Annotated in this window: 18 protein-coding genes and 4 tRNA genes; 21 read left to right on the top strand and 1 reads right to left on the bottom strand. The window is 45.5% G+C overall.

What is annotated here, in order from left to right; all coding sequences use genetic code 11:
* The first annotated feature begins 294 nt into the window (after nucleotides 1–294).
* From mazG to rpoS, 11 genes are all read left to right on the top strand, one after another.
* On the top strand, nucleotides 295–1,098 hold the full coding sequence (gene mazG / locus R8O70_RS19865) for a nucleoside triphosphate pyrophosphohydrolase (RefSeq protein WP_005383780.1): 804 nt from the start codon (nucleotides 295–297) through the stop codon (nucleotides 1,096–1,098).
* 205 nt (nucleotides 1,099–1,303) lie between these two features.
* The gene (locus tag R8O70_RS19860; RefSeq protein WP_021034029.1) at nucleotides 1,304–2,944 is read left to right on the top strand and encodes a CTP synthase; all 1,641 of its coding nucleotides are present in this window, start codon (nucleotides 1,304–1,306) and stop codon (nucleotides 2,942–2,944) included.
* A 78-nt stretch (nucleotides 2,945–3,022) separates the two neighbouring features.
* Nucleotides 3,023–4,324, top strand: a complete 1,302-nt coding sequence (gene eno, locus R8O70_RS19855) for a phosphopyruvate hydratase (RefSeq protein WP_005383785.1) — start codon at nucleotides 3,023–3,025, stop codon at nucleotides 4,322–4,324.
* A 390-nt stretch (nucleotides 4,325–4,714) separates the two neighbouring features.
* The gene (ftsB, locus tag R8O70_RS19850) at nucleotides 4,715–4,996 is read left to right on the top strand and encodes a cell division protein FtsB (protein ID WP_005380907.1); all 282 of its coding nucleotides are present in this window, start codon (nucleotides 4,715–4,717) and stop codon (nucleotides 4,994–4,996) included.
* A 1-nt stretch (nucleotide 4,997) separates the two neighbouring features.
* Nucleotides 4,998–5,705, top strand: coding sequence for a 2-C-methyl-D-erythritol 4-phosphate cytidylyltransferase (gene ispD, locus R8O70_RS19845; RefSeq protein ID WP_318184327.1), 708 nt, complete (start codon nucleotides 4,998–5,000; stop codon nucleotides 5,703–5,705).
* Between the two features lie 14 nt (nucleotides 5,706–5,719).
* On the top strand, nucleotides 5,720–6,196 hold the full coding sequence (gene ispF, locus R8O70_RS19840; protein ID WP_005380896.1) for a 2-C-methyl-D-erythritol 2,4-cyclodiphosphate synthase: 477 nt from the start codon (nucleotides 5,720–5,722) through the stop codon (nucleotides 6,194–6,196).
* 45 nt (nucleotides 6,197–6,241) lie between these two features.
* Nucleotides 6,242–7,285, top strand: a complete 1,044-nt coding sequence (truD, locus tag R8O70_RS19835) for a tRNA pseudouridine(13) synthase TruD (protein ID WP_085570057.1) — start codon at nucleotides 6,242–6,244, stop codon at nucleotides 7,283–7,285.
* Nucleotides 7,285–8,061 carry a 5'/3'-nucleotidase SurE gene (surE, locus tag R8O70_RS19830; protein ID WP_005380894.1) on the top strand — a complete coding sequence of 259 codons (777 nt, stop codon included), beginning with the start codon at nucleotides 7,285–7,287 and terminating at the stop codon, nucleotides 8,059–8,061. The genes truD and surE overlap by 1 nt, the downstream gene beginning before the upstream one ends.
* Nucleotides 8,061–8,687 (top strand): protein-L-isoaspartate(D-aspartate) O-methyltransferase, encoded by a 627-nt coding sequence (locus R8O70_RS19825; protein WP_005380892.1) that lies wholly within the window; start codon nucleotides 8,061–8,063, stop codon nucleotides 8,685–8,687. Before surE ends, R8O70_RS19825 begins: the two co-directional genes overlap by 1 nt.
* Nucleotides 8,688–8,700: 13 nt before the next feature.
* A complete protein-coding gene (locus R8O70_RS19820) occupies nucleotides 8,701–9,624 on the top strand; it encodes a peptidoglycan DD-metalloendopeptidase family protein (RefSeq protein WP_017633546.1) in 924 nt (307 codons plus the stop codon).
* Between the two features lie 80 nt (nucleotides 9,625–9,704).
* Nucleotides 9,705–10,691, top strand: a complete 987-nt coding sequence (gene rpoS / locus R8O70_RS19815; RefSeq protein ID WP_005380887.1) for an RNA polymerase sigma factor RpoS — start codon at nucleotides 9,705–9,707, stop codon at nucleotides 10,689–10,691.
* Between the two features lie 82 nt (nucleotides 10,692–10,773).
* Here the strand turns inward: rpoS and mutS are convergent, their stop codons facing one another.
* The gene (gene mutS / locus R8O70_RS19810; RefSeq protein ID WP_025768847.1) at nucleotides 10,774–13,335 is read right to left on the bottom strand and encodes a DNA mismatch repair protein MutS; all 2,562 of its coding nucleotides are present in this window, start codon (nucleotides 13,333–13,335) and stop codon (nucleotides 10,774–10,776) included.
* A gap of 84 nt (nucleotides 13,336–13,419) precedes the next feature.
* On the opposite strand from mutS, the gene pncC reads away from it, so the two are divergent.
* The 10 genes from pncC (at nucleotide 13,420) to R8O70_RS19760 (ending at nucleotide 20,968) form a co-directional block, all read left to right on the top strand.
* Nucleotides 13,420–13,902, top strand: coding sequence for a nicotinamide-nucleotide amidase (gene pncC / locus R8O70_RS19805; protein ID WP_005383794.1), 483 nt, complete (start codon nucleotides 13,420–13,422; stop codon nucleotides 13,900–13,902).
* Between the two features lie 200 nt (nucleotides 13,903–14,102).
* The gene (gene recA / locus R8O70_RS19800; RefSeq protein WP_005380874.1) at nucleotides 14,103–15,146 is read left to right on the top strand and encodes a recombinase RecA; all 1,044 of its coding nucleotides are present in this window, start codon (nucleotides 14,103–14,105) and stop codon (nucleotides 15,144–15,146) included.
* 127 nt (nucleotides 15,147–15,273) lie between these two features.
* The gene (gene recX, locus R8O70_RS19795; protein ID WP_025768848.1) at nucleotides 15,274–15,741 is read left to right on the top strand and encodes a recombination regulator RecX; all 468 of its coding nucleotides are present in this window, start codon (nucleotides 15,274–15,276) and stop codon (nucleotides 15,739–15,741) included.
* 142 nt (nucleotides 15,742–15,883) lie between these two features.
* Nucleotides 15,884–18,466: an alanine--tRNA ligase gene (alaS, locus tag R8O70_RS19790; RefSeq protein WP_005380872.1), complete on the top strand. Its 2,583-nt coding sequence runs from the start codon at nucleotides 15,884–15,886 to the stop codon at nucleotides 18,464–18,466.
* A gap of 211 nt (nucleotides 18,467–18,677) precedes the next feature.
* Nucleotides 18,678–19,865, top strand: a complete 1,188-nt coding sequence (locus R8O70_RS19785) for an aspartate kinase (RefSeq protein ID WP_005383803.1) — start codon at nucleotides 18,678–18,680, stop codon at nucleotides 19,863–19,865.
* Nucleotides 19,866–19,957: 92 nt separating this feature from the next.
* A complete protein-coding gene (gene csrA / locus R8O70_RS19780; RefSeq protein ID WP_004415691.1) occupies nucleotides 19,958–20,155 on the top strand; it encodes a carbon storage regulator CsrA in 198 nt (65 codons plus the stop codon).
* 334 nt (nucleotides 20,156–20,489) lie between these two features.
* Nucleotides 20,490–20,581: transfer RNA gene (locus tag R8O70_RS19775), tRNA-Ser, on the top strand.
* Nucleotides 20,582–20,612: 31 nt separating this feature from the next.
* Nucleotides 20,613–20,689: transfer RNA gene (locus tag R8O70_RS19770), tRNA-Arg, on the top strand.
* A 29-nt stretch (nucleotides 20,690–20,718) separates the two neighbouring features.
* Nucleotides 20,719–20,810: transfer RNA gene (locus R8O70_RS19765), tRNA-Ser, on the top strand.
* Nucleotides 20,811–20,895: 85 nt separating this feature from the next.
* Nucleotides 20,896–20,968 (top strand) — tRNA-Arg (locus R8O70_RS19760).

Here is a 20,968-nt window from a genome sequence, read left to right as displayed (position 1 = left end):
ACATGGTGAACCATGCTCAGGAGTCTCGTTTGTTTGTCGCCTAGCTACAACTTCAACTATTTACAGAGTTACACTTGCGTCATATTTGGCTTTTTATCTGCGTTAGCTGCACTTATTCCGACGTGCCGGCTCAGGGGCATCACATAGTAGGCTATGCTCAGGAGTCGCGAAAACTTGTTGCCTTGTCAAAGTAACAATTACTTAGTGAAAGCTGCTGAGAAAATATAATGTAGAAGGTGAGTGGTTTTGGCCGCTCACCTTTTTCTTTAGTAGAAAGGTTTAAAGGAACAAAAAATGAGTCATCCAATTGAACAATTAGAACAAATCATGGCGAAGTTGCGTGACCCAGAAAACGGTTGCCCTTGGGACTTAAAACAAACCTTTGACACCATCGTTCCGCATACAATAGAAGAAACCTACGAGGTGGTGGACGCGATTCAAAATCGAGATTGGCCCAATCTAAAAGAAGAGCTAGGGGATTTGTTGTTTCAGGTGATTTTTTACAGTCAGCTAGCGAAAGAGCAAGAGCTGTTCGACTTTTCGGATGTCGTCGAAACCGTGAACGAAAAACTGACTCGTCGCCACCCGCATGTTTTTTCAGATGTTGAGTTTGAATCTGACGAGGAAATTAACGCGAACTGGGAAGCGGAAAAAGCAAAAGAAAAAGCCCTAGTAGGCAAAGCGGAAGAAAGTATCCTAGACTCAATACCAAACTCTTTACCGGCACTTTCTCGTGCTACAAAAATTCAGAAAAAATGTGCAAAATTTGGGTTTGATTGGGATTCACTTGGCCCGGTTGTCGATAAAGTACGAGAAGAAATTGACGAAGTCATGGAAGAGGCACTGCAAGTTCAGCCCGATGAAGAGAAAGTTGAGTTGGAGCTCGGTGATTTGCTATTTGCGACTGTCAATTTGGCTCGCCACCTTGATAAAAACCCAGAAGTCGCGCTAGGAAAAGCAAACGTAAAGTTTGCGCGACGTTTTAAACAAGTTGAAGGCAAGGTCCAGCAGTCAGGCAAAGTACTTACAGATTGTTCTTTATCAGAACTTGACCATTTTTGGGATGAAGTAAAACAAGAAGAATCGAGGCAGAGGTAAACTGGCAGAATACATAATATAAGGTCAGCTTGTTTGGTTACACGAAAACGGACTTTGGTTTGTCTTTGCTCACTTTGATTTGAAGCAAAAAATAAAAAATTACGGTGTGATAGATTTCACGTTGTGGCGGTAAGGAGCTTCTGGTATATTTATCTCCCGTCCAGAAGCACTCCATTTCCCTCATTCAACCAATTTCAGGTTAAACATGACGACAAATTACATTTTTGTTACTGGCGGGGTTGTATCCTCTCTAGGTAAAGGTATTGCAGCAGCATCTCTTGCGGCTATTCTAGAAGCTCGTGGTCTTAAAGTGACTATGATGAAGCTTGACCCTTACATCAACGTTGACCCGGGCACAATGAGCCCTACTCAGCACGGTGAAGTGTTCGTTACAGAGGATGGCGCAGAGACTGACCTTGACCTTGGTCACTACGAGCGTTTCATCCGTACCAAGATGACCAAGCGTAACAACTTCACTGCAGGTCGTGTTTATGCCGACGTACTTCGTAAAGAACGTCGTGGTGACTACCTAGGCGCAACTATTCAAGTTATCCCTCATATCACTAACGCAATCAAAGATCGCGTTATTGCAGGTTCTGAAGGCCATGATGTGGCTATCGTTGAAGTTGGCGGTACTGTTGGTGATATCGAATCACTACCATTTATGGAAGCGATTCGTCAGCTAGCTGTTGAGCTAGGCCGTGAGCGCGCAATGTTCATGCACCTAACACTTGTTCCTTACCTAGCGGCAGCGGGCGAAGTGAAAACTAAGCCGACGCAACACTCTGTAAAAGAACTTCTATCTATCGGTATTCAGCCAGACATCCTAGTTTGCCGTAGCGATCGCGTTATTCCTGCGAATGAGCGTAAAAAAATCGCACTGTTCTGTAATGTTCCAGAAAAAGCAGTAATTTCAATGAAGGATGTAGACTCTATCTACAAGATCCCTCAGTTGATTAAATCTCAAGGGCTAGATGACCTTGTGTGTGCTCGCTTTGGTATTACTGCTCCTGAAGCAGACCTTTCTGAATGGGAACAGGTTATCTACGAAGAAGCAAATCCTACTGGTGAAGTAACCATCGGTATGGTTGGTAAATACATTGAATTACCAGATGCATACAAATCTGTGAACGAAGCGCTTAAACACGCTGGCTTGAAAAACCGCCTAAGCGTCACAATTAAGTATGTAGACTCACAAGATATCGAAACAAAAGGCGTTGAACTTCTAGAAGGTTTGGACGCAATCCTAGTACCAGGTGGCTTCGGCGATCGTGGTATTGAAGGCAAGATCCGTGCGGCTCAATATGCACGTGAAAATAACGTGCCTTACCTAGGTATTTGTTTGGGTATGCAAGTTGCACTAATCGAATACGCGCGTAACGTTGCGGGTATGGAAGGTGCACATTCAACAGAATTTAACAAAGAGACTAAGTACCCTGTGGTAGGTTTGATCACAGAGTGGGTAGACGAATCAGGTAGCGTAGAAGAGCGTACTGAAAAGTCTGACCTAGGCGGTACGATGCGTCTTGGTTCACAGCTGTGTCACCTAGAGAAAGGGACTAAAGCTCGTGAACTGTACGGTAGCGCGACGATCCATGAACGTCACCGTCACCGTTACGAAGTGAATAACGTGCTTCGTCCGCAAATCGAAAAAGCAGGCCTAAAAGTATCAGGTCTATCTGCGGACAAGAAGTTAGTGGAAATGATTGAGAACCCAGCTCACCCATGGTTTGTAGCGGCTCAGTTCCACCCAGAATTCACCTCGACTCCTCGCGATGGACATCCATTGTTTGCAGGTTTTGTTAAGGCTGCGGGCCAAAACGCACGCGGCGAATTCGAGAAGTAAAAGGATACGGGCGGCGGCGAAGGTTGTGCTGCTGCCCTTTAAGATTGACATTTATATTTGAAACGAGAGGAAACATTAATGTCTAAGATCGTTAAAGTTCTAGGTCGTGAAATCATCGACTCACGTGGTAACCCAACTGTAGAAGCTGAAGTACACCTAGAAGGCGGTTTCGTAGGTATGGCGGCAGCTCCATCTGGCGCATCTACTGGTTCTCGCGAAGCTCTTGAGCTACGTGACGGTGACAAAGCACGTTTCCTAGGTAAAGGTGTTCTTAAAGCAGTTGAAGCTGTAAACGGCCCAATCGCTGAAGCTCTAGTTGGCAAAGACGCTAAAGACCAAGCTGCAATCGACGCAGTAATGATCGAACTAGACGGCACTGAAAACAAATCTAAATTCGGTGCTAACGCTATCCTAGCTGTTTCTCTAGCAAACGCTAAAGCTGCTGCTGCTGCGAAAGGCATGCCTCTATACGAGCACATCGCTGAGCTAAACGGCACTGCAGGTCAGTTCTCTATGCCTCTACCAATGATGAACATCATCAACGGTGGTGAGCACGCAGACAACAACGTTGACATCCAAGAGTTCATGATCCAACCAGTTGGCGCTAAGACTCTTAAAGAAGGTCTACGTATCGGTGCAGAAGTATTCCACAACCTAGCTAAAGTTCTTAAGTCTAAAGGCTACAGCACTGCAGTTGGTGATGAAGGTGGTTTCGCTCCTAACCTTAAATCTAACGCTGAAGCTCTAGAAGTTATCGCAGAAGCTGTTGCAGCTGCTGGTTACGAACTAGGTAAAGACGTAACTCTAGCTATGGACTGTGCTGCATCTGAGTTCTTCGACAAAGAAGCTGGCATCTACAACATGAAAGGCGAAGGTAAAACTTTCACTTCTGAAGAGTTCAACCACTACCTAGCTGAGCTAGCTAACCAATTCCCAATCGTTTCTATCGAAGACGGTCTAGACGAGTCTGACTGGGATGGCTTCAAGCACCAAACTGAACTACTAGGTGACAAGCTTCAACTAGTAGGTGACGATCTATTCGTTACTAACACTAAGATCCTTGCTGAAGGTATCGAGAAAGGCGTAGCTAACTCTATCCTTATCAAGTTCAACCAAATCGGTTCTCTAACTGAGACTCTAGCTGCAATCAAGATGGCTAAAGACGCAGGTTACACAGCAGTAATCTCTCACCGTTCTGGCGAAACTGAAGATGCAACTATCGCTGACCTAGCGGTAGGTACAGCAGCAGGTCAAATCAAAACTGGTTCTATGAGCCGTTCTGACCGTGTTGCTAAGTACAACCAGCTAATCCGTATCGAGGAAGCTCTAGGTGAGCGCGCTCCTTTCAACGGTCTTAAAGAAGTTAAAGGTCAAGCTTAATTCTTAATTGAATTAACCGCTTAACTTAAAGCTTTCAAAACACCCTGCCTTGGCGGGGTGTTTTTTTATATAACGGAAGCGCACTCCTCCATGTTTCAAGTAAGCGGTCTCAAAGAAGTTAAAGATCAAGCTTAATTCTTATTGAGTAAAGTTTCGCTAAATAGCTTTTTGAAACCATCGCTACGGCGGTTTTTTGTATTTATAGGTTTGTATTTTTGGCTCTTACTTTGGTCATGGGTAAGGAGCGCTTCCTATGAGCTTGTTTCATTTTGCTGCTTATTTCTTGTAAGGAGCGTGTGAGTCTCCCTTTCTCCCCTAGAGGCAACCTCGCATTTATGCTATATATGTCACCTTATCTAATTCCTTCCGGTACAGAATGTTAGCAGCGATATGCGAATCTTTGTTATAGCCCTTACGCTACTGTTTGGCTTGCTTCAATACACTCTATGGTTTGGTAAAAACGGAGTGTCTGACTACTACACAGTAAAAGATGAAATTGAAGTTCAGCAACAAGTGAACAGCAAGCTACAAGCTCGCAACAATGAAATGTTCGCTGAGATTGATGACTTAAGGCAAGGTCTTGATGCGATTGAAGAACGTGCGCGTCATGAGCTCGGTTTAGTTAAAGATGGCGAGACTTTTTACCGCATTATAGGTGAGGAAAACCATTAAAATGTTGGATATGAACTCATCGCATATCGCAATTGTGCCTGCTGCTGGTGTGGGTAGCAGAATGAAGGCAGATCGCCCTAAGCAATATTTATTGATCGAAGGTAAAGCGGTACTGGAACATACCGTAGAGAAACTGCTTTCTCACCCAAATATTTCTAAGGTTGTCGTTGCCGTTACTGACGGCGACCCATATTACCCAGAATTGTCCGTTTCTAAGCACCCAGATGTGATTCGTGTAGCTGGTGGTAAAGAAAGAGCAGACTCTGTGTTATCAGGGCTAAACTATGTCAATGAGCATCTGGAAAGCGAGTGGGTATTAGTTCACGACGCTGCAAGGCCATGTGTATTAACATCCGACATTGACCGTTTGATTGATGTTTGCTGCGCCCACTCAACGGGTGGCATTCTCGCATCTCCTGTGAGAGATACAATGAAGCGAGCAAACGCAGTGCAAGATATCGATCATACGGTAGATAGAGAAGCATTGTGGCATGCACTGACTCCACAAATGTTTAAAACTCAGCAGCTTACTCAAGCACTGGCTGACGCATTAGAACAGGGTGTAACTATTACTGATGAAGCCTCGGCTTTGGAGTGGTTAGGCGAGAAGCCAGCCTTAGTTCAAGGGAATGCGAACAATATAAAAATCACTCAGCCAGAAGACCTTGCGTTAGCCGAGTTTTATCTAAGCCGTGAGCGCGGCGAATAAAGAAAGGATAGAAAATGATTCGAATTGGTCATGGTTTCGATGTACATAAATTCGGTGGTGAAGGCCCAGTCATTATTGGTGGTGTAGCAATCCCTTATGAGCAAGGTTTGATTGCACACTCAGATGGCGATGTAGCGTTGCATGCGTTAACGGATGCTCTGCTGGGCGCGATTGCTGCCGGCGATATTGGTCGTCATTTCCCAGATACGGATGATAAATGGAAAGGCGCAAACAGTCGTGAATTACTGAAAGACGTTTACCGTCGAGTTAAAGAGCAAGGCTACCGTCTTGGCAATGCTGATGTAACCATCATGGCACAAGCGCCTAAAATGGCACCACACATTGACGCAATGTGTGCGGCGATAGCCGAAGACCTAGAAACCGACATTAGTAACATTAACGTAAAAGCGACGACGACAGAACGTCTCGGTTTTACTGGACGCAAAGAAGGCATTGCAACGGAAGCCGTTGTACTTCTGTTTAAGCAATAACTAGCAATTTGCTCCTCTAAGCTGTGATATCAGCGGAAACACATCATGTCAGACATTTTATCTTCATTGGCTTACCTAACGGGTAAGCCAGTTGCATCGGCAAAAATTAAAGCGCAGCCAGAGCATTTTCAGGTTCGCGAAGATTTAGGTTTTGCCTTTACGGGCGAAGGCGAGCACTTAATGGTTCGTATCCGTAAAACGGGCGAGAACACCAGCTTCGTTGCTAACGAGTTAGCAAAAGCCTGTGGTGTTAAGTCGAAAGACGTTAGCTGGGCGGGTCTTAAAGACCGTCATGCGGTGACGGAACAGTGGTTAAGTGTCCATTTACCAAAAGGTGAAACGCCAGATTTTTCAGCGTTTTTGGCTCAATACCCAAGTATCGAAATCCTTGCAACAGATCGTCACAATAAAAAACTGCGTCCTGGTGACCTAGTAGGGAACGAGTTCGTGGTTACTTTGTCTGAAGTGACAGATATAGCGGATGTAGAGCAACGTCTTGAAAAAGTGAAACAAGTTGGCGTGCCAAACTACTTTGGTAGTCAGCGTTTTGGTAACGATGGCAACAACCTTGAAGAAGCACGTCGATGGGGACGCGAAAACGTTCGTACCCGCAATCAAAACAAGCGAAGCATGTATTTATCAGCGGCTCGTTCGTGGATTTTCAACCGCATCGTTTCAGCTCGTCTAGAGAATGGTGTGTTTGATAAGTTCATTGATGGTGACATTGCACGGACGAATTCTGGCACTCAGTTGATTGATGCAAACAACATCACTGATTTGCAAGTACAATTTGCACAAGGTGAAGCGGCAATTACCGCTGCGCTTGCTGGCGATAATGCACTGCCTACTCAAGCCGAGGCTCTGGCATTAGAGCAACCGTTTTTAGACGAAGAGCCTTACCTCATGGCGCTGATTCGTGGTAATCGCATGCGCCACGATCGTCGCGATATTGCGCTGAAGCCAAAAGATTTAGCTTGGACGGTTGAAGGTAACAACATTACGCTGACTTTCTCACTGGATGCGGGATCTTTTGCGACCTCTATTGTTCGTGAGTTAGTTAATGAGGTTGAAGTAGAAAGAGAATACTAATGGAACAGGATTCACGAAACCCGAAGCCCTTAAGAGTCTTAATCAGCAATGATGATGGTGTTCATGCACAAGGGATTCATGCCCTCGCTGATGAGTTGAGAGATATCGCCGAAGTGACCATTGTCGCACCTGATCGAAATCGTTCAGGTGCTTCGAATTCACTCACATTAGAACAACCATTACGCGTGACTGAAATTGCCCCAAATATCTACTCAGTGCAAGGCACGCCCACGGATTGTGTGCATTTCGCGCTGAATGAGCTAATGAAAGATGATTTGCCTGATCTTGTTCTGTCAGGAATCAACCATGGCGCTAATTTGGGTGATGATGTTCTTTATTCTGGAACAGTAGCAGCCGCCATGGAAGGTCATTTCCTTGGCGTTCAGTCGGTGGCTTTTTCACTAGTGGGTAAGCGACATTTCGAATCCGCCGCTAAAATTGCACGTCAAATTGTACAACAGCATTTAGCGTCGCCGATTCCAACGAATCGTCTACTGAACGTAAACGTGCCTGACTTACCATCAGAGAATTTAGGTGAAATTGAAGTTACGCGTTTAGGTGCACGTCATCACGCAGAGAATATGATCAAGCAGAAAGATCCGAGAGGCCATGACATTTATTGGTTAGGGCCACCAGGAAAGGAGCAAGATGCAGGAGAGGGCACGGACTTTTATGCAATTGAGCATGGCCGAGTTTCAATGACGCCTCTGCAAGTTGATCTCACCGCTCACGAGTCGCTGCGTGCTATGGATAGTTGGTTAAAGGAAGAGAAGTAATGAGTAACCCACATGCTGACAGGTTGATAGCGTTTCTTATCTCCAGTGGCATCAAAGACCAAAGAGTTCTGGATGCTATCCAACGCTTGCCACGAGAAAGCTTTGTTTCTCAAGCGATGATGCACCAAGCCTATGATAACAATGCGTTACCAATTGGTCAGGGACAAACTATTTCTCAGCCTTATATCGTTGCTCGTATGACCGAGTTGCTTGAGCTAGAGCCGGCGAGTCGTGTTCTGGAAATCGGAACGGGATCGGGTTATCAAACCGCGGTACTGGCGCAAATTGTTGATCATGTATACTCCGTTGAGCGAATTAAATCGTTGCAATGGGAAGCAAAGCGTCGCCTGAAGCAATTGGATATTTACAATGTTTCAACTAAGCATGCTGATGGGTGGCAGGGCTGGGAAGCGCGAGGTCCTTTCGATGCTATCATTGTTACCGCTGCCGCTGAAGTGATTCCCCAAGCTCTTCTCTCACAATTAAGAGATGGCGGCAAAATGGTCATTCCTGTTGGAGATACGGAGCAACAGTTATTAAAAATAGAGCGTAAGGGAGACGAATATCTCTCTACCGTTGTAGAAATGGTTCGGTTCGTACCTCTGGTTGCGGGTGATTTAGCTTAAGGGTTAGGGATAGGTGAATAAGTTACTACGTCATATTGGTATTAGCTTTGTGTTTGCTGCAGGACTAGTTGGTTGTGCAGCGCATTCCCCTGCACCTGTCTCTAGTCTAAAAAAAGACTATTCAAGCCTTGAAAGAGGGAGTTACAGAGGGAGTTATTATGAGGTAAAAAAAGGCGATACGCTTTACTTCATAGCTTATGTCACAGATAAAGATGTAAATGATCTTGTTCGTTACAATGAGTTAACTCAGCCTTACACTATCTACCCAGGACAGAGGCTAAAACTTTGGGCTCCGAAATATGTCGCCCCTAAATATGGTCAAAAAGTTGAACCCGTTGTGGCTCCTGTTGTTACGACACCCCCAGCTCCAGTGACGAAAACATCAACAGCCTCTAAACCTAAACCTTCGAGTAAAAACTCTAGTCAAAAACCTACAGAGACTAAGCCTAAAGTCGTACAAAAACAGCCTCCAAAGAAGGTTGAACAATCGAAAACAAAGGAGTATGTTGGTTCAAAAGATAACCAAAAAGTGAAGCAAAAAGCGCCAACTACCACAGCAAAGAGTGATAAAGTCTCAAAGTGGTTGTGGCCAACAAAAGGGAGAGTAATCAAGAACTTTTCGGCGGGAGAACAGGGAAATAAAGGTATCGACATCGCAGGACAGCGTGGTCAACCTATCGTTTCAACCGCAGCCGGCACAGTCGTTTATTCAGGCAATGCGCTACGAGGTTATGGCAACTTAATTATAGTAAAGCATAACGACAATTATTTAAGCGCATACGCACATAATGACAAACTGCTGGTCACAGAAGGACAAAGCGTAAAAAGCGGACAAAAAATCGCCACCATGGGTAGTTCAGGTGCAAAGTCGGTCAAACTACACTTTGAAATTCGCTATCAAGGTAAATCAGTGAATCCAAAACGCTATTTGCCTTAAAACTTTGAAAAACAACTTGCGACATCATTTAGCGACATATTGAGTTGTCATGTCTTGCTAACTCGCCAGGGGGAGGCGTTATGAGTATCAGCAACACAGTAACCAAAGTTGAAGAGTTTGCATTTGACAATGCGTCAGTGAAGACCATTGATAACGAACTCGAAAGATCATCATCCACAGAAAGCAAAGCGACTGCGCGTGAAGAATTTGACGCGAGCAGTAAAAGCTTAGATGCAACTCAGTTGTATTTGGGCGAAATTGGCTTCTCACCTTTACTTACTGCCGAAGAAGAAGTGCTTTACGCAAGACGCGCCCTACGTGGCGACGAAGCGGCACGCAAACGTATGATCGAAAGTAACCTACGTTTGGTTGTTAAGATTTCTCGTCGATACAGTAACCGTGGTCTAGCACTACTTGATCTGATTGAAGAAGGTAACCTCGGCTTGATCCGAGCGGTCGAAAAATTCGACCCAGAACGTGGTTTCCGTTTCTCTACTTACGCAACGTGGTGGATCCGACAAACGATAGAGCGAGCGTTGATGAACCAAACTCGCACGATCCGTCTACCTATCCATGTAGTGAAAGAGCTGAACATTTATCTGCGTACTGCGCGTGAACTTTCTCAAAAGCTCGATCACGAACCGACCGCAGAAGAAATTGCTGCTCAATTAGATATTCCAGTCGAAGACGTAAGCAAAATGTTACGCCTTAATGAGCGTATTAGCTCTGTCGACACGCCAATCGGTGGTGACGGTGAGAAAGCGCTGCTGGATATTATTCCTGATGCAAACAACTCTGATCCAGAAGTTTCGACTCAAGATGACGACATCAAATCATCGTTGATTCATTGGTTAGAAGAGTTGAATCCGAAACAGAAAGAAGTGCTTGCACGACGCTTCGGCCTACTAGGCTATGAGCCTTCGACGCTGGAAGAAGTTGGTCGAGAGATTGGTCTGACACGTGAGCGAGTACGTCAAATACAAGTGGAAGGTTTACGTCGTCTTCGTGAAGTCCTAATCAAACAAGGTTTGAATATGGAAAACTTGTTTAACGTAGAAGACGATTAAACAATCCGTATTTCACTAGATACACAAAAGGCTATGGTTCCCCATAGCCTTTTTTCTTTTTTGCTCGTCGGTGTGAGTCTGTTTACAGCATCTTCTTCAAGCGATACAGCTCTTCAAGAGCTTGGCGTGGCGTTAAGTCGTCAGGGTCAATACCTGACAGAGCTTGTTCGACCTCGCTAGGCTCTGGAATCAGGCTCAACTGGTTAGCCACATCTACTGCACTTGGACGTGGTGTGTCACTGTTTTGCCCCAGTAGCTCTAGCTGAGATAGCTTGTTACGCGCATTTTTGATGACCGTTTTTGGTACGCCTGCTAAGCCCGCAACAGCCAGACCGTAAGACTTACTTGCCGCACCTTCTTGAACTGCGTGCATAAAGGCAATGCTATCTCCATGTTCTACGGCATCCAAGTGAACGTTCGCTAAGTTTGGCAGCTGGCTTGGTAACTCTGTTAATTCGAAGTAGTGGGTTGCAAATAGGGTCATCGCACCAATTTGTGTTGCGAGCCATTCCGCACTTGCCCAAGCTAAAGACAGACCGTCGTAAGTACTAGTACCGCGTCCGATTTCATCCATTAGCACCAAACTGTTCTTAGTTGCGTTGTGAAGAATATTGGCTGTTTCGGTCATTTCTACCATGAAGGTCGAGCGGCCAGATGCAAGATCATCTGACGCACCAATACGAGTAAATATACGATCTAAAGAACCAATCTGTGCGGATTCTGCCGGTACATAAGAGCCGATATGTGCCATCAATGCAATCAGCGCAGTTTGACGCATGTAGGTTGATTTACCACCCATGTTTGGACCGGTGATGATCAACATCTTACGGGCTGGGTTAAGCTCAATTGGGTTCGCGATGAACGGCTCTGTTGTTACTTGTTCTACGACTGGATGACGACCAGCTTGAATGTGAATTCCTGCGTCTTTCACAAGCGTTGGGCGGCAGTAATCTAACGAATCTGCACGCTCTGCTAGGTTTTGTAATACATCCAGTTGAGACAGGGCAGAAGCTAGGTTTTGCAGCTTCTCAAGGTTTGGCATCAATAGATCAAACAGTTCTTCCCACAACTGTTTCTCAAGTGCTAACGCTTTAGATTTCGAGTTAAGTACTTTGTCTTCGTGTTCCTTAAGCTCTGGGATGATGTAGCGTTCAGCGTTTTTGAGTGTTTGGCGACGTACATAATGCGGTGGAACCAAATGGCTCTGGCCACGGCTCACTTGGATAAAGAAGCCATGAACGTTGTTATAGCCTACTTTAAGCGTATCGATACCGTGTCGTTCACGCTCATCTCGCTCAAGCTGCTCAAGATATTCTGTTGCACCGTCTGCCAATTTTCGCCATTCATCGAGCTCCGCATTGTAGCCTTCAGCGATGACGCCACCATCACGAATAACAACCGGCGGATTTTCTTTAATCGCGCGCTCTAACAGGTCACATACTTCGTCAATCGGAGCTGCATACTTCGCCAATTTCGTTAGGTACGGATGGGTCAAAGAAGCGGTGACAGATTCTAGCTCTGGTAGCTGTTGCATGGCATTGCGAAGTCTAGCCATATCGCGAGGGCGAGCAGAGCGTAATGCAAGGCGCGCTAAGATACGTTCAATATCACCAATTTGCTTTAACGTTGGTTGAAGATCGGCAAACAGAGCTTGTTCTTTAATCTCACCAATCGCATCAAGGCGATTGTTTAACGTTTCAATGCAACGCATAGGCTGATGCAACCAACGCTTCAGCATTCGGCTGCCCATCGGAGTTGCACAATGGTCGAGTACTGCAGCGAGCGTGTTATCGGTTCCGCCTGCTAGATTTTGAGTAATTTCCAGATTACGTCGGGTAGCAGCATCAAGGATGACGGATTGATCCTGATGATCAAACGTTAAAGAGCGAATATGAGGTAAAGCCGTACGTTGAGTATCTTTTACGTACTGGATCAAACAACCAGCAGCACATAACCCTAAGGACGCATGTTCTACACCAAAACCAACCAGATCTTTTGTGCCAAATTGTTGATTGAGTTGTTGCTTAGCCGTATCAAGCTCAAACTCCCAGACTGGGCGACGACGGTTACCATTGCGGCCCGCCATTAAATGTACAGGTTCAAAATCTTCTGGGAACAGTAGCTCACGTGGTGCAGTACGTTGAAGCTCGGCTGTCATCGCTTCTTCAGTCTCTGGTTCTGTCAGTTGGAAGCGACCAGAGGTGACATCCAGCGTCGCATAACCGAACTTACCGTTGTGATGGTAAATTGCTGCGATTAAGTTATCGACACGCTCAGAAAGCAGCGCTTCATCCGTCACAGTACCTGGTGTCACGATACGCACAACTTTACGTTCTACCGGTCCCTTGCTGGTGGCCGGATCGCCAATCTGTTCACAGATCGCCACAGACTCACCAAGCTGAACAAGTTTTGCCAGGTAGCCCTCTACGGCGTGAAATGGCACACCCGCCATTGGGATAGGTTCACCTGCAGACGCACCACGTTTGGTCAATGAAATATCAAGAAGCTGAGAAGCTCGCTTGGCATCATCGTAAAAGAGTTCGTAGAAATCGCCCATGCGGTAGAACAGCAAAATCTCTGGGTTCTCAGCTTTTAGCTTGAGGTATTGCTGCATCATCGGAGTGTGTTTTTGTTCAGCTTTCACAGGTAAGTTCTTTTGTTTATTTCCGTAGCGGCTTAGGATACGTGAATCCCTATCAAGTAAAAAGAGACAAAGGGCATTTTGGCTATGGAAAAAACAACAAAATTGAGTGCCGATTTAGGCGCATTATTGGCTAAACACGGGCATGTTTTAACAACCGCAGAATCATGCACAGGTGGTGGTGTTGCAACCGCCATTACTGACATTGCTGGTAGTTCAGCTTGGCTTGACCGTGCGTTCGTCACCTACAGTAATGAAGCGAAAATGGAGATGCTTGGTGTGCAAGCTTCAACGTTAGAAGCGCATGGTGCAGTGAGTGAGCCAGTTGTGATTGAAATGGTGCAGGGTGCAATTAAAAACTCCAATGCCACCATCGGTGTGTCCATCAGTGGTATTGCAGGGCCGGGTGGTGGCAGTGAAGAGAAACCAGTCGGCATGGTCTGCTTTGCTTTTGCTGATAACCAAAGTTGGCAGCAAGTCGAAACCATGCATTTCTCTGGTGACCGTGCAGAAGTTCGCAAAAAAGCGGTCGAGCACGCGCTGACTCAATTGTATCAACATCTGCTCTAGAATTTCTTAACTTGTTTTAGCCCAGCATTGATAAGGGCTAGAGCAAATCATGACTTTAGGTCAGCCAAATTTTTTTCATACAGGTATGGACACTGTATGAATCAACAGTATAATAACTTTCATTGCTGAGCAGTTCTTCTGCTTAAGAAAAATGAATTACTATTCGTCGCCCAAAGAAGATGAATAAATCGGAGAAAGTAATGGACGAGAACAAACAGAAAGCGCTCGCCGCTGCGCTAGGTCAAATTGAAAAGCAATTCGGTAAAGGCTCTATCATGCGCCTTGGTGATAACCGCGCAATGGACGTAGAAACCATCTCAACGGGTTCTCTTTCTCTTGATATCGCTTTGGGTGCTGGTGGTCTACCAATGGGTCGTATCGTAGAAATCTACGGCCCAGAATCTTCAGGTAAAACAACATTAACGCTTGAGCTTATTGCTGCTGCGCAACGTGAAGGCAAAACGTGTGCGTTTATCGATGCAGAGCATGCTCTAGATCCTGTATACGCGAAGAAACTTGGCGTTGATATCGATGCATTGCTAGTTTCTCAGCCAGACACAGGTGAGCAAGCTCTAGAGATCTGTGACGCACTTGCACGTTCTGGTGCTATCGATGTTATGGTTGTCGACTCTGTTGCAGCACTAACACCGAAAGCAGAAATCGAAGGCGAAATGGGCGATAGCCACATGGGTCTGCAAGCACGTATGCTTTCTCAAGCAATGCGTAAGCTAACGGGTAACCTAAAGCAGTCTAACTGTATGTGTATCTTCATCAACCAAATCCGTATGAAGATTGGTGTGATGTTTGGTAACCCAGAAACAACAACAGGTGGTAACGCACTTAAGTTCTACGCTTCTGTTCGTCTAGATATCCGTCGTACTGGCGCAATCAAAGAAGGTGACGAAGTCGTAGGCAACGAAACGCGCATCAAAGTTGTTAAGAATAAGATTGCAGCACCATTTAAAGAAGCAAACACACAAATCATGTACGGCCAAGGCTTTAACCGCGAAGGTGAACTTGTCGATCTAGGTGTGAAGCACAAGTTAGTTGAAAAAGCCGGTGCTTGGTATAGCTACAATGGCGATAAGATTGGTCAAGGTAAAGCGAATGCGTGTAACTACCTGCGTGAGCACCCTGAAGTGGCTAAAACTATCGATACAAAACTGCGTGAAATGTTGCTAGCGCCAGCACTTGCGGAAGCGCCTGAAGCTGGTGAAGCGCCAGAGCAAGCTGAAGAGTTTTAATCTCTCATAGATTAATAAATGACAAAGCCCTGCAATGCGGGGCTTTGTTGTATCTATTGAAATCAAAAATCGAATTATCACAAAGGCCATTGAGAGCCTGTACAGCAAAAATACTTTTAGGATCATCATGTACCAAAAACGCCAGGCGCCAACATTATCGAGCAAAGAGGCAGCTATCCAATTGCTTAGCCGTCGCGATCATGGTCAGTATGAGCTTTACCAAAAATTATCGATGAAGGGCTATGAAGAATCAGACATCGACATCGCAATTAATTTTTGCCTAGACCATAATTATCTAGATGATTTACGTTACGCGAAGAGTCAAATTAGACAGCATGTATACAAAGGACATGGAGAGCGTCGAATTCGTCAAGAGTTAAACCAGAAGCGTGTTGCGGAATCGGTGATTGAGCAAGCTATGGCTGAAGAGCCGCAAGATTGGTTTGAACTGGCTAAACAGGCGGCAGAAAAGAAATTCAAAGGCGTCAAAGCCAAGGACCAAAAAGAATACGCAAAACAAGTCCGTTTTCTACAATACCGAGGCTACAGTTTCGACCAAATTAGCTATGCGCTTGCCTTTGAAGACCAAGATTAGCGTTGATCCAATTGCGCTGATTTTTGTTTTGCTTCAAATTTTTTCTCCTACTCCCTCTTTTCCTCAAGAAAACTAGTCTCAGCTGTTTGCATGATCTACAATACGGCAAAATTCTAACTCGACTATTTTCAGGAAGAGCTGCATGTACATGAGCACTGATGAGGTTCGTAACGCGTTCCTCAAGTTCTTTGAGAGCAAAGGACACCAAATCGTAGAAAGTTCATCGTTAGTTCCACATAACGACCCAACCCTGTTGTTCACAAACGCAGGTATGAACCAATTTAAAGATTGTTTCTTAGGCTTAGAAAAACGAGCCTACACTCGAGCGACTACGGCTCAGCGTTGCGTACGTGCTGGTGGTAAACATAACGACCTAGAAAATGTTGGCTTTACTGCTCGTCACCACACATTCTTTGAAATGTTAGGCAACTTCAGCTTTGGCGATTACTTCAAAGAAGATGCGATCTCCTTTGCTTGGGAATTCTTAACCGAAGTTCTTAAACTGCCAGCGGATCGTTTATTGGTAACTGTTTACGAAACCGATGACGAAGCGTTTGACATCTGGAACAAGAAAGTTGGCGTGCCCGCTGATCGTATTGTTCGCATTGGTGACAAAGAAGGCGGCAAGCCGTACGAGTCTGATAACTTCTGGCAAATGGGCGACACTGGCCCTTGTGGTCCATGTACTGAAATCTTCTACGATCACGGTGAGCACATCTGGGGTGGTCGTCCTGGCACGCCTGAAGAAGATGGCGACCGTTTCATCGAGATCTGGAACAACGTATTCATGCAGTTCAACCGTCACGCAGACGGCACTATGGAACCGCTACCAAAACCATCGGTAGATACTGGTATGGGTATCGAGCGTATCTCTGCAATCATGCAGGGAGTTCACTCAAACTACGAAATCGATGTGTTCCAAGCTCTTATCAAAGCAGCAGCAGAAGTGATCGGTTACGAAGACCTATCAAACCAATCACTACGCGTTATCGCTGACCACATCCGTTCATGTTCATTCCTGATCGTGGATGGCGTTATGCCTTCAAACGAAGGTCGTGGTTACGTATTACGCCGTATCATCCGTCGCGCAGTTCGTCACGGTAACAAGCTGGGCGCACAAGGTGCATTCTTCCACAAGTTGGTTGGCGTACTGGCAGACATCATGGGTACGGCTGGTGAAGAGCTGAAGCGTCAACAAGCTGTGGTTGAAAAAGTACTGCGTATCGAAGAAGAAAACTTTGGTCGTACACTTGAGCGCGGTATGGCGATTCTAAACGAAGCATTAGATAACCTAGACGGTAAAGTACTGGACGGCGAAACCGTATTTAAACTTTACGACACTTACGGCTTCCCAGCTGACTTAACTAACGACGTTGCACGTGAGCGTGAGTTCGCAATCGACGAAGAAGGTTTCGAGAAAGCGATGGAAGAGCAGCGTCAACGTGCGCGTGAAGCGGGTAACTTCGGTACTGACTACAACGCAGCAATCAAAGTTGATACGCAAACAGAATTCTGTGGTTACACAGGTACTAAAGGCTCTAGTTCTGTAGCAGCGATGTTCGTTGAAGGCAACGAAGTAGATTCGCTATCTGCGGGCGACAAAGCAATCATCGTACTTGGTGAAACACCATTCTACGCAGAGTCAGGCGGTCAGTGTGGTGACGCTGGTGAAATCCGTACTGAGTCTGGTGTATTCCGCGTTGAGGACACTCAAAAACTAGGTAACGCAATCGCGCACCACGGTGTAATGGCAGAAGGCGTTCTAGCGAAAGGTGATGAAGTAGCAACTATCGTTGACGCAGAGCGTCGCGCAGCTATCTCTCTAAACCACTCAGCAACGCACTTGCTACACGCAGCACTACGCCAGGTTTTAGGTGAGCACGTAACGCAGAAAGGCTCATTGGTGAAGGCAGACAACCTACGTTTCGACTTCTCGCATCTAGAAGCCGTAACCGCAGCAGAGTTGAAAGAAGTTGAGCGCCTAGTTAACGCGCAAATTCGTCGCAACCACACGATTGAAACCAACGTGATGGACATTGAGTCTGCTAAGAAGAAAGGCGCAATGGCTCTATTCGGCGAGAAGTACGACGACGAAGTACGCGTACTATCTATGGGCGACTTCTCGACAGAGCTTTGCGGTGGTATTCACGCATCAAGCACAGGTGATATTGGCCTATTCAAAATCACTTCAGAAAGCGGCATTGCTGCAGGTATTCGACGTATTGAGGCGGTAACAGGCGAGGCTGCATTAGACGCGATTGAAGCTCAAAACGCGAAGTACGAAGAGAAACTGGCAGAATCTGCACAGAAAGCAAAAGCGCTAGAGAAAGAAGTGCAGAAGCTAAAAGATAAGATGGCGGCAGCAGAAAGCGCTAACATCATGGGCAAAGCGGTTGAAGTCAATGGTACAAAAGTTCTAGTCGCAGCTCTTGAAGGCGCTGACAGCAAGAACCTACGTACTATGGTTGATGACATCAAGAACCAAATGGGGTCTGGTGTCGTACTGCTTGCTAACGTAACAGGTGACAAGGTTGGCCTGATTGCTGGTGTGACTAAAGATCTAACTGGTAAAGTAAAAGCTGGTGATCTAGTTAAGATGATTGCTGAGCAAGTCGGTGGTAAGGGCGGTGGTCGTCCTGACATGGCTCAAGCTGGTGGTACTGATGTAGCCGCACTACCAGAGGCAATTAAAACAGTTCAGCCTTGGTTAGAAGAGCGCTTATAAGCTTTTAACTACTAAAATTACGCTCAATCAAGTTTCTTTGATTGAGCGTAATTTTTTTAGCAGCCAAGTGGTTTAATTGACCAAAAGTTAACCGAGTCATTTAGGCTATTTGGTTTTTGTTGTAACTACTGCTTATATAATTTTTCTAAAAGGAAATACTGACGATGTAAGCAGTTCTAAAGAGACTTCGGTCTTGGGAAGGTGAAGACTGGTGAAAAAGCCCCTTATCGTGCAAAAGTTTGGCGGAACCTCCGTGGGTTCAATTGAAAGAATCCACCAAGTTGCTGAACACATCATTAAGGCGAAAAATGATGGCAATCAAGTTGTTGTTGTCGTGTCTGCAATGTCAGGCGAAACAAACAGACTGATGGACCTCGCTAAACAGATAGATAGCGTGCCTACAGCTCGAGAACTTGATGTTTTGCTCTCTGCTGGTGAGCAAGTGTCAATGGCACTGTTAGCAATGACACTCAATAAATTGGGTCATGCTGCACGCTCGCTTACCGGAGCACAGGCGAATATTGTGACGGATAATCAACACAATGACGCAACGATTAAACACATTGATACTAAGACAATTCTGGGATTGCTTGAGCAAGACCAAATCGTGATTGTTGCAGGCTTTCAAGGTGTGAATGAGAACGGGGATATCACCACATTAGGTCGAGGTGGCTCAGATACGAGCGCAGTGGCACTGGCAGGCGCATTGCGCGCTGATGAGTGTCAAATCTTTACCGACGTTGATGGTATTTATACTTGTGACCCACGTGTAGTGAAAAACGCGCGAAAATTGGCGGTTATCGATTTTCCTTCCATGGAAGCGATGGCAAGCCGAGGCGCGAAAGTATTACATTTACCTTCAGTGCAATTTGCATGGAAGAATAATGTGCCACTGCGCGTGCTTTCGACATTTGATGTTAATGAAGGCAGTCTGGTAAAGGGGGAGTTAGGCAATCAAGCCGTCTCTGGTATAGCCATTCAACGTGACCTTGCCATAATCGAAGTCGATAAAGAACATTTATCTAGTGCTACAAAACAATGTCAGATGTTGGGTATCGACATTTGGAATGTGATCGAGGAAACAGAACGGGCAGGTATCATGATAAAACAAGATGCATGTGCCAAGTTCGACCTGGTGTTCAGCGACAAAATCCGTAATAGTGAAGTGGTAAGCCTGTTGACCGCAGTGGGGCTTGAGGCCAATGGAATGGTAGAGCACGCATGCGATTTGTTGGCAAAGCGAGATATTGAGATCAATTTCAGCGCAACGAATGCACTCACTATGATGCTAGTTTTAGCACCCGAATGTGTGGATACAGCAGCAAACATTCTGCATGATGCTTACATTACGTCTAGTGAAGCATTAAACATTCAACAAAAACATGCCTTTTTAGGCTGATTTTCGCTAACAAGGTAGTTTACGAAAATATAACTTTTGTTGGATAATAGCTTTGTAGCAAGAAAATTTAGAGATTACTCAAGGAGCAAAGAATGCTAATTTTGACTCGCCGCGTAGGCGAAACACTGATGATTGGTGATGAAGTGACTGTAACTGTACTAGGTGTTAAAGGTAACCAAGTGCGTATCGGCGTTAACGCTCCGAAAGAGGTTTCAGTTCACCGTGAAGAAATCTACATGCGCATTCAAGCTGAAAAAGGCAATGGCAACGTTGCTTCAGGTAACTACTAAGTCGCTCCTGTTTACAGAGCTTAGTTTGAATGAAAAAGGCTAACCGAAGGGTTGGCCTTTTTAGTTTTTACTGTTTTTGAAAATTTGCAGAAACTATTGTGTTGAGTATGGCTGTGAATTCATCAATAATGTTGATTCGAACTTCAGAAAGTTATTTGAAAATAAATGTCTTTTTTTCAGAGAAGACTCTCTTTTTTTCATCATAATAGAGTGATAAAGTTCGTTTAATAGTCACTTTGATTAAATCAGCAACGGTTAAGCCAGTTTCGTAGATTTTTTCAAAGAAAGTGTTTGACATATTTTCGGTAAAACGTAATATGTGCCTCCGCAAGACGGTGAGGTGGCCGAGAGGCTGAAGGCGCTCCCCTGCTAAGGGAGTATACGGTTTATCCCGTATCGAGGGTTCGAATCCCTCCTTCACCGCCATTCTTGCAACGTTGATTTATCAACAAAAAGTGCGTCCTTAGCTCAGCTGGATAGAGTACCTGGCTACGAACCAGGCGGTCGGAGGTTCGAATCCTCCAGGACGCGCCATATCTCTTCTGAGATATAACAATGAAAACGGTGAGGTGGCCGAGAGGCTGAAGGCGCTCCCCTGCTAAGGGAGTATACGGTTTATCCCGTATCGAGGGTTCGAATCCCTCCTTCACCGCCATTCATTGACTGGCCCGATGGCCTTTTTTTTGTTTCGTAAGAAATGAATGTGATTTACTTCACAACTTCTTAGCAAGAAGATCTGCGCGTCCTTAGCTCAGCTGGATAGAGTACCTGGCTACGAACCAGGCGGTCGGAGGTTCGAATCCTCCAGGACGC

The sequence above is a fragment of the Vibrio sp. 779(2023) genome, from assembly GCF_033344285.1.
GTDB classification, from domain to species: domain Bacteria; phylum Pseudomonadota; class Gammaproteobacteria; order Enterobacterales; family Vibrionaceae; genus Vibrio; species Vibrio alginolyticus.
The sequence above is the reverse complement of the archived record's forward strand: the minus strand, read 5'-3'. Positions and strand labels throughout refer to the sequence as shown.

What these genes read in the sequence shown, in the direction of transcription:
- ispF (WP_005380896.1), top strand. Translation starts at nt 5,720, where the DNA reads ATGATTCGAATTGGTCATGGTTTCGATGTACATAAATTCGGTGGTGAA.
- recA (WP_005380874.1), top strand. Translation starts at nt 14,103, where the DNA reads ATGGACGAGAACAAACAGAAAGCGCTCGCCGCTGCGCTAGGTCAAATT.
- ftsB (WP_005380907.1), top strand. Translation starts at nt 4,715, where the DNA reads ATGCGAATCTTTGTTATAGCCCTTACGCTACTGTTTGGCTTGCTTCAA.
- eno (WP_005383785.1), top strand. Translation starts at nt 3,023, where the DNA reads ATGTCTAAGATCGTTAAAGTTCTAGGTCGTGAAATCATCGACTCACGT.
- R8O70_RS19825 (WP_005380892.1), top strand. Translation starts at nt 8,061, where the DNA reads ATGAGTAACCCACATGCTGACAGGTTGATAGCGTTTCTTATCTCCAGT.
- alaS (WP_005380872.1), top strand. Translation starts at nt 15,884, where the DNA reads ATGTACATGAGCACTGATGAGGTTCGTAACGCGTTCCTCAAGTTCTTT.
- surE (WP_005380894.1), top strand. Translation starts at nt 7,285, where the DNA reads ATGGAACAGGATTCACGAAACCCGAAGCCCTTAAGAGTCTTAATCAGC.
- R8O70_RS19860 (WP_021034029.1), top strand. Translation starts at nt 1,304, where the DNA reads ATGACGACAAATTACATTTTTGTTACTGGCGGGGTTGTATCCTCTCTA.
- ispD (WP_318184327.1), top strand. Translation starts at nt 4,998, where the DNA reads ATGTTGGATATGAACTCATCGCATATCGCAATTGTGCCTGCTGCTGGT.
- csrA (WP_004415691.1), top strand. Translation starts at nt 19,958, where the DNA reads ATGCTAATTTTGACTCGCCGCGTAGGCGAAACACTGATGATTGGTGAT.
- truD (WP_085570057.1), top strand. Translation starts at nt 6,242, where the DNA reads ATGTCAGACATTTTATCTTCATTGGCTTACCTAACGGGTAAGCCAGTT.
- pncC (WP_005383794.1), top strand. Translation starts at nt 13,420, where the DNA reads ATGGAAAAAACAACAAAATTGAGTGCCGATTTAGGCGCATTATTGGCT.
- recX (WP_025768848.1), top strand. Translation starts at nt 15,274, where the DNA reads ATGTACCAAAAACGCCAGGCGCCAACATTATCGAGCAAAGAGGCAGCT.
- rpoS (WP_005380887.1), top strand. Translation starts at nt 9,705, where the DNA reads ATGAGTATCAGCAACACAGTAACCAAAGTTGAAGAGTTTGCATTTGAC.
- mazG (WP_005383780.1), top strand. Translation starts at nt 295, where the DNA reads ATGAGTCATCCAATTGAACAATTAGAACAAATCATGGCGAAGTTGCGT.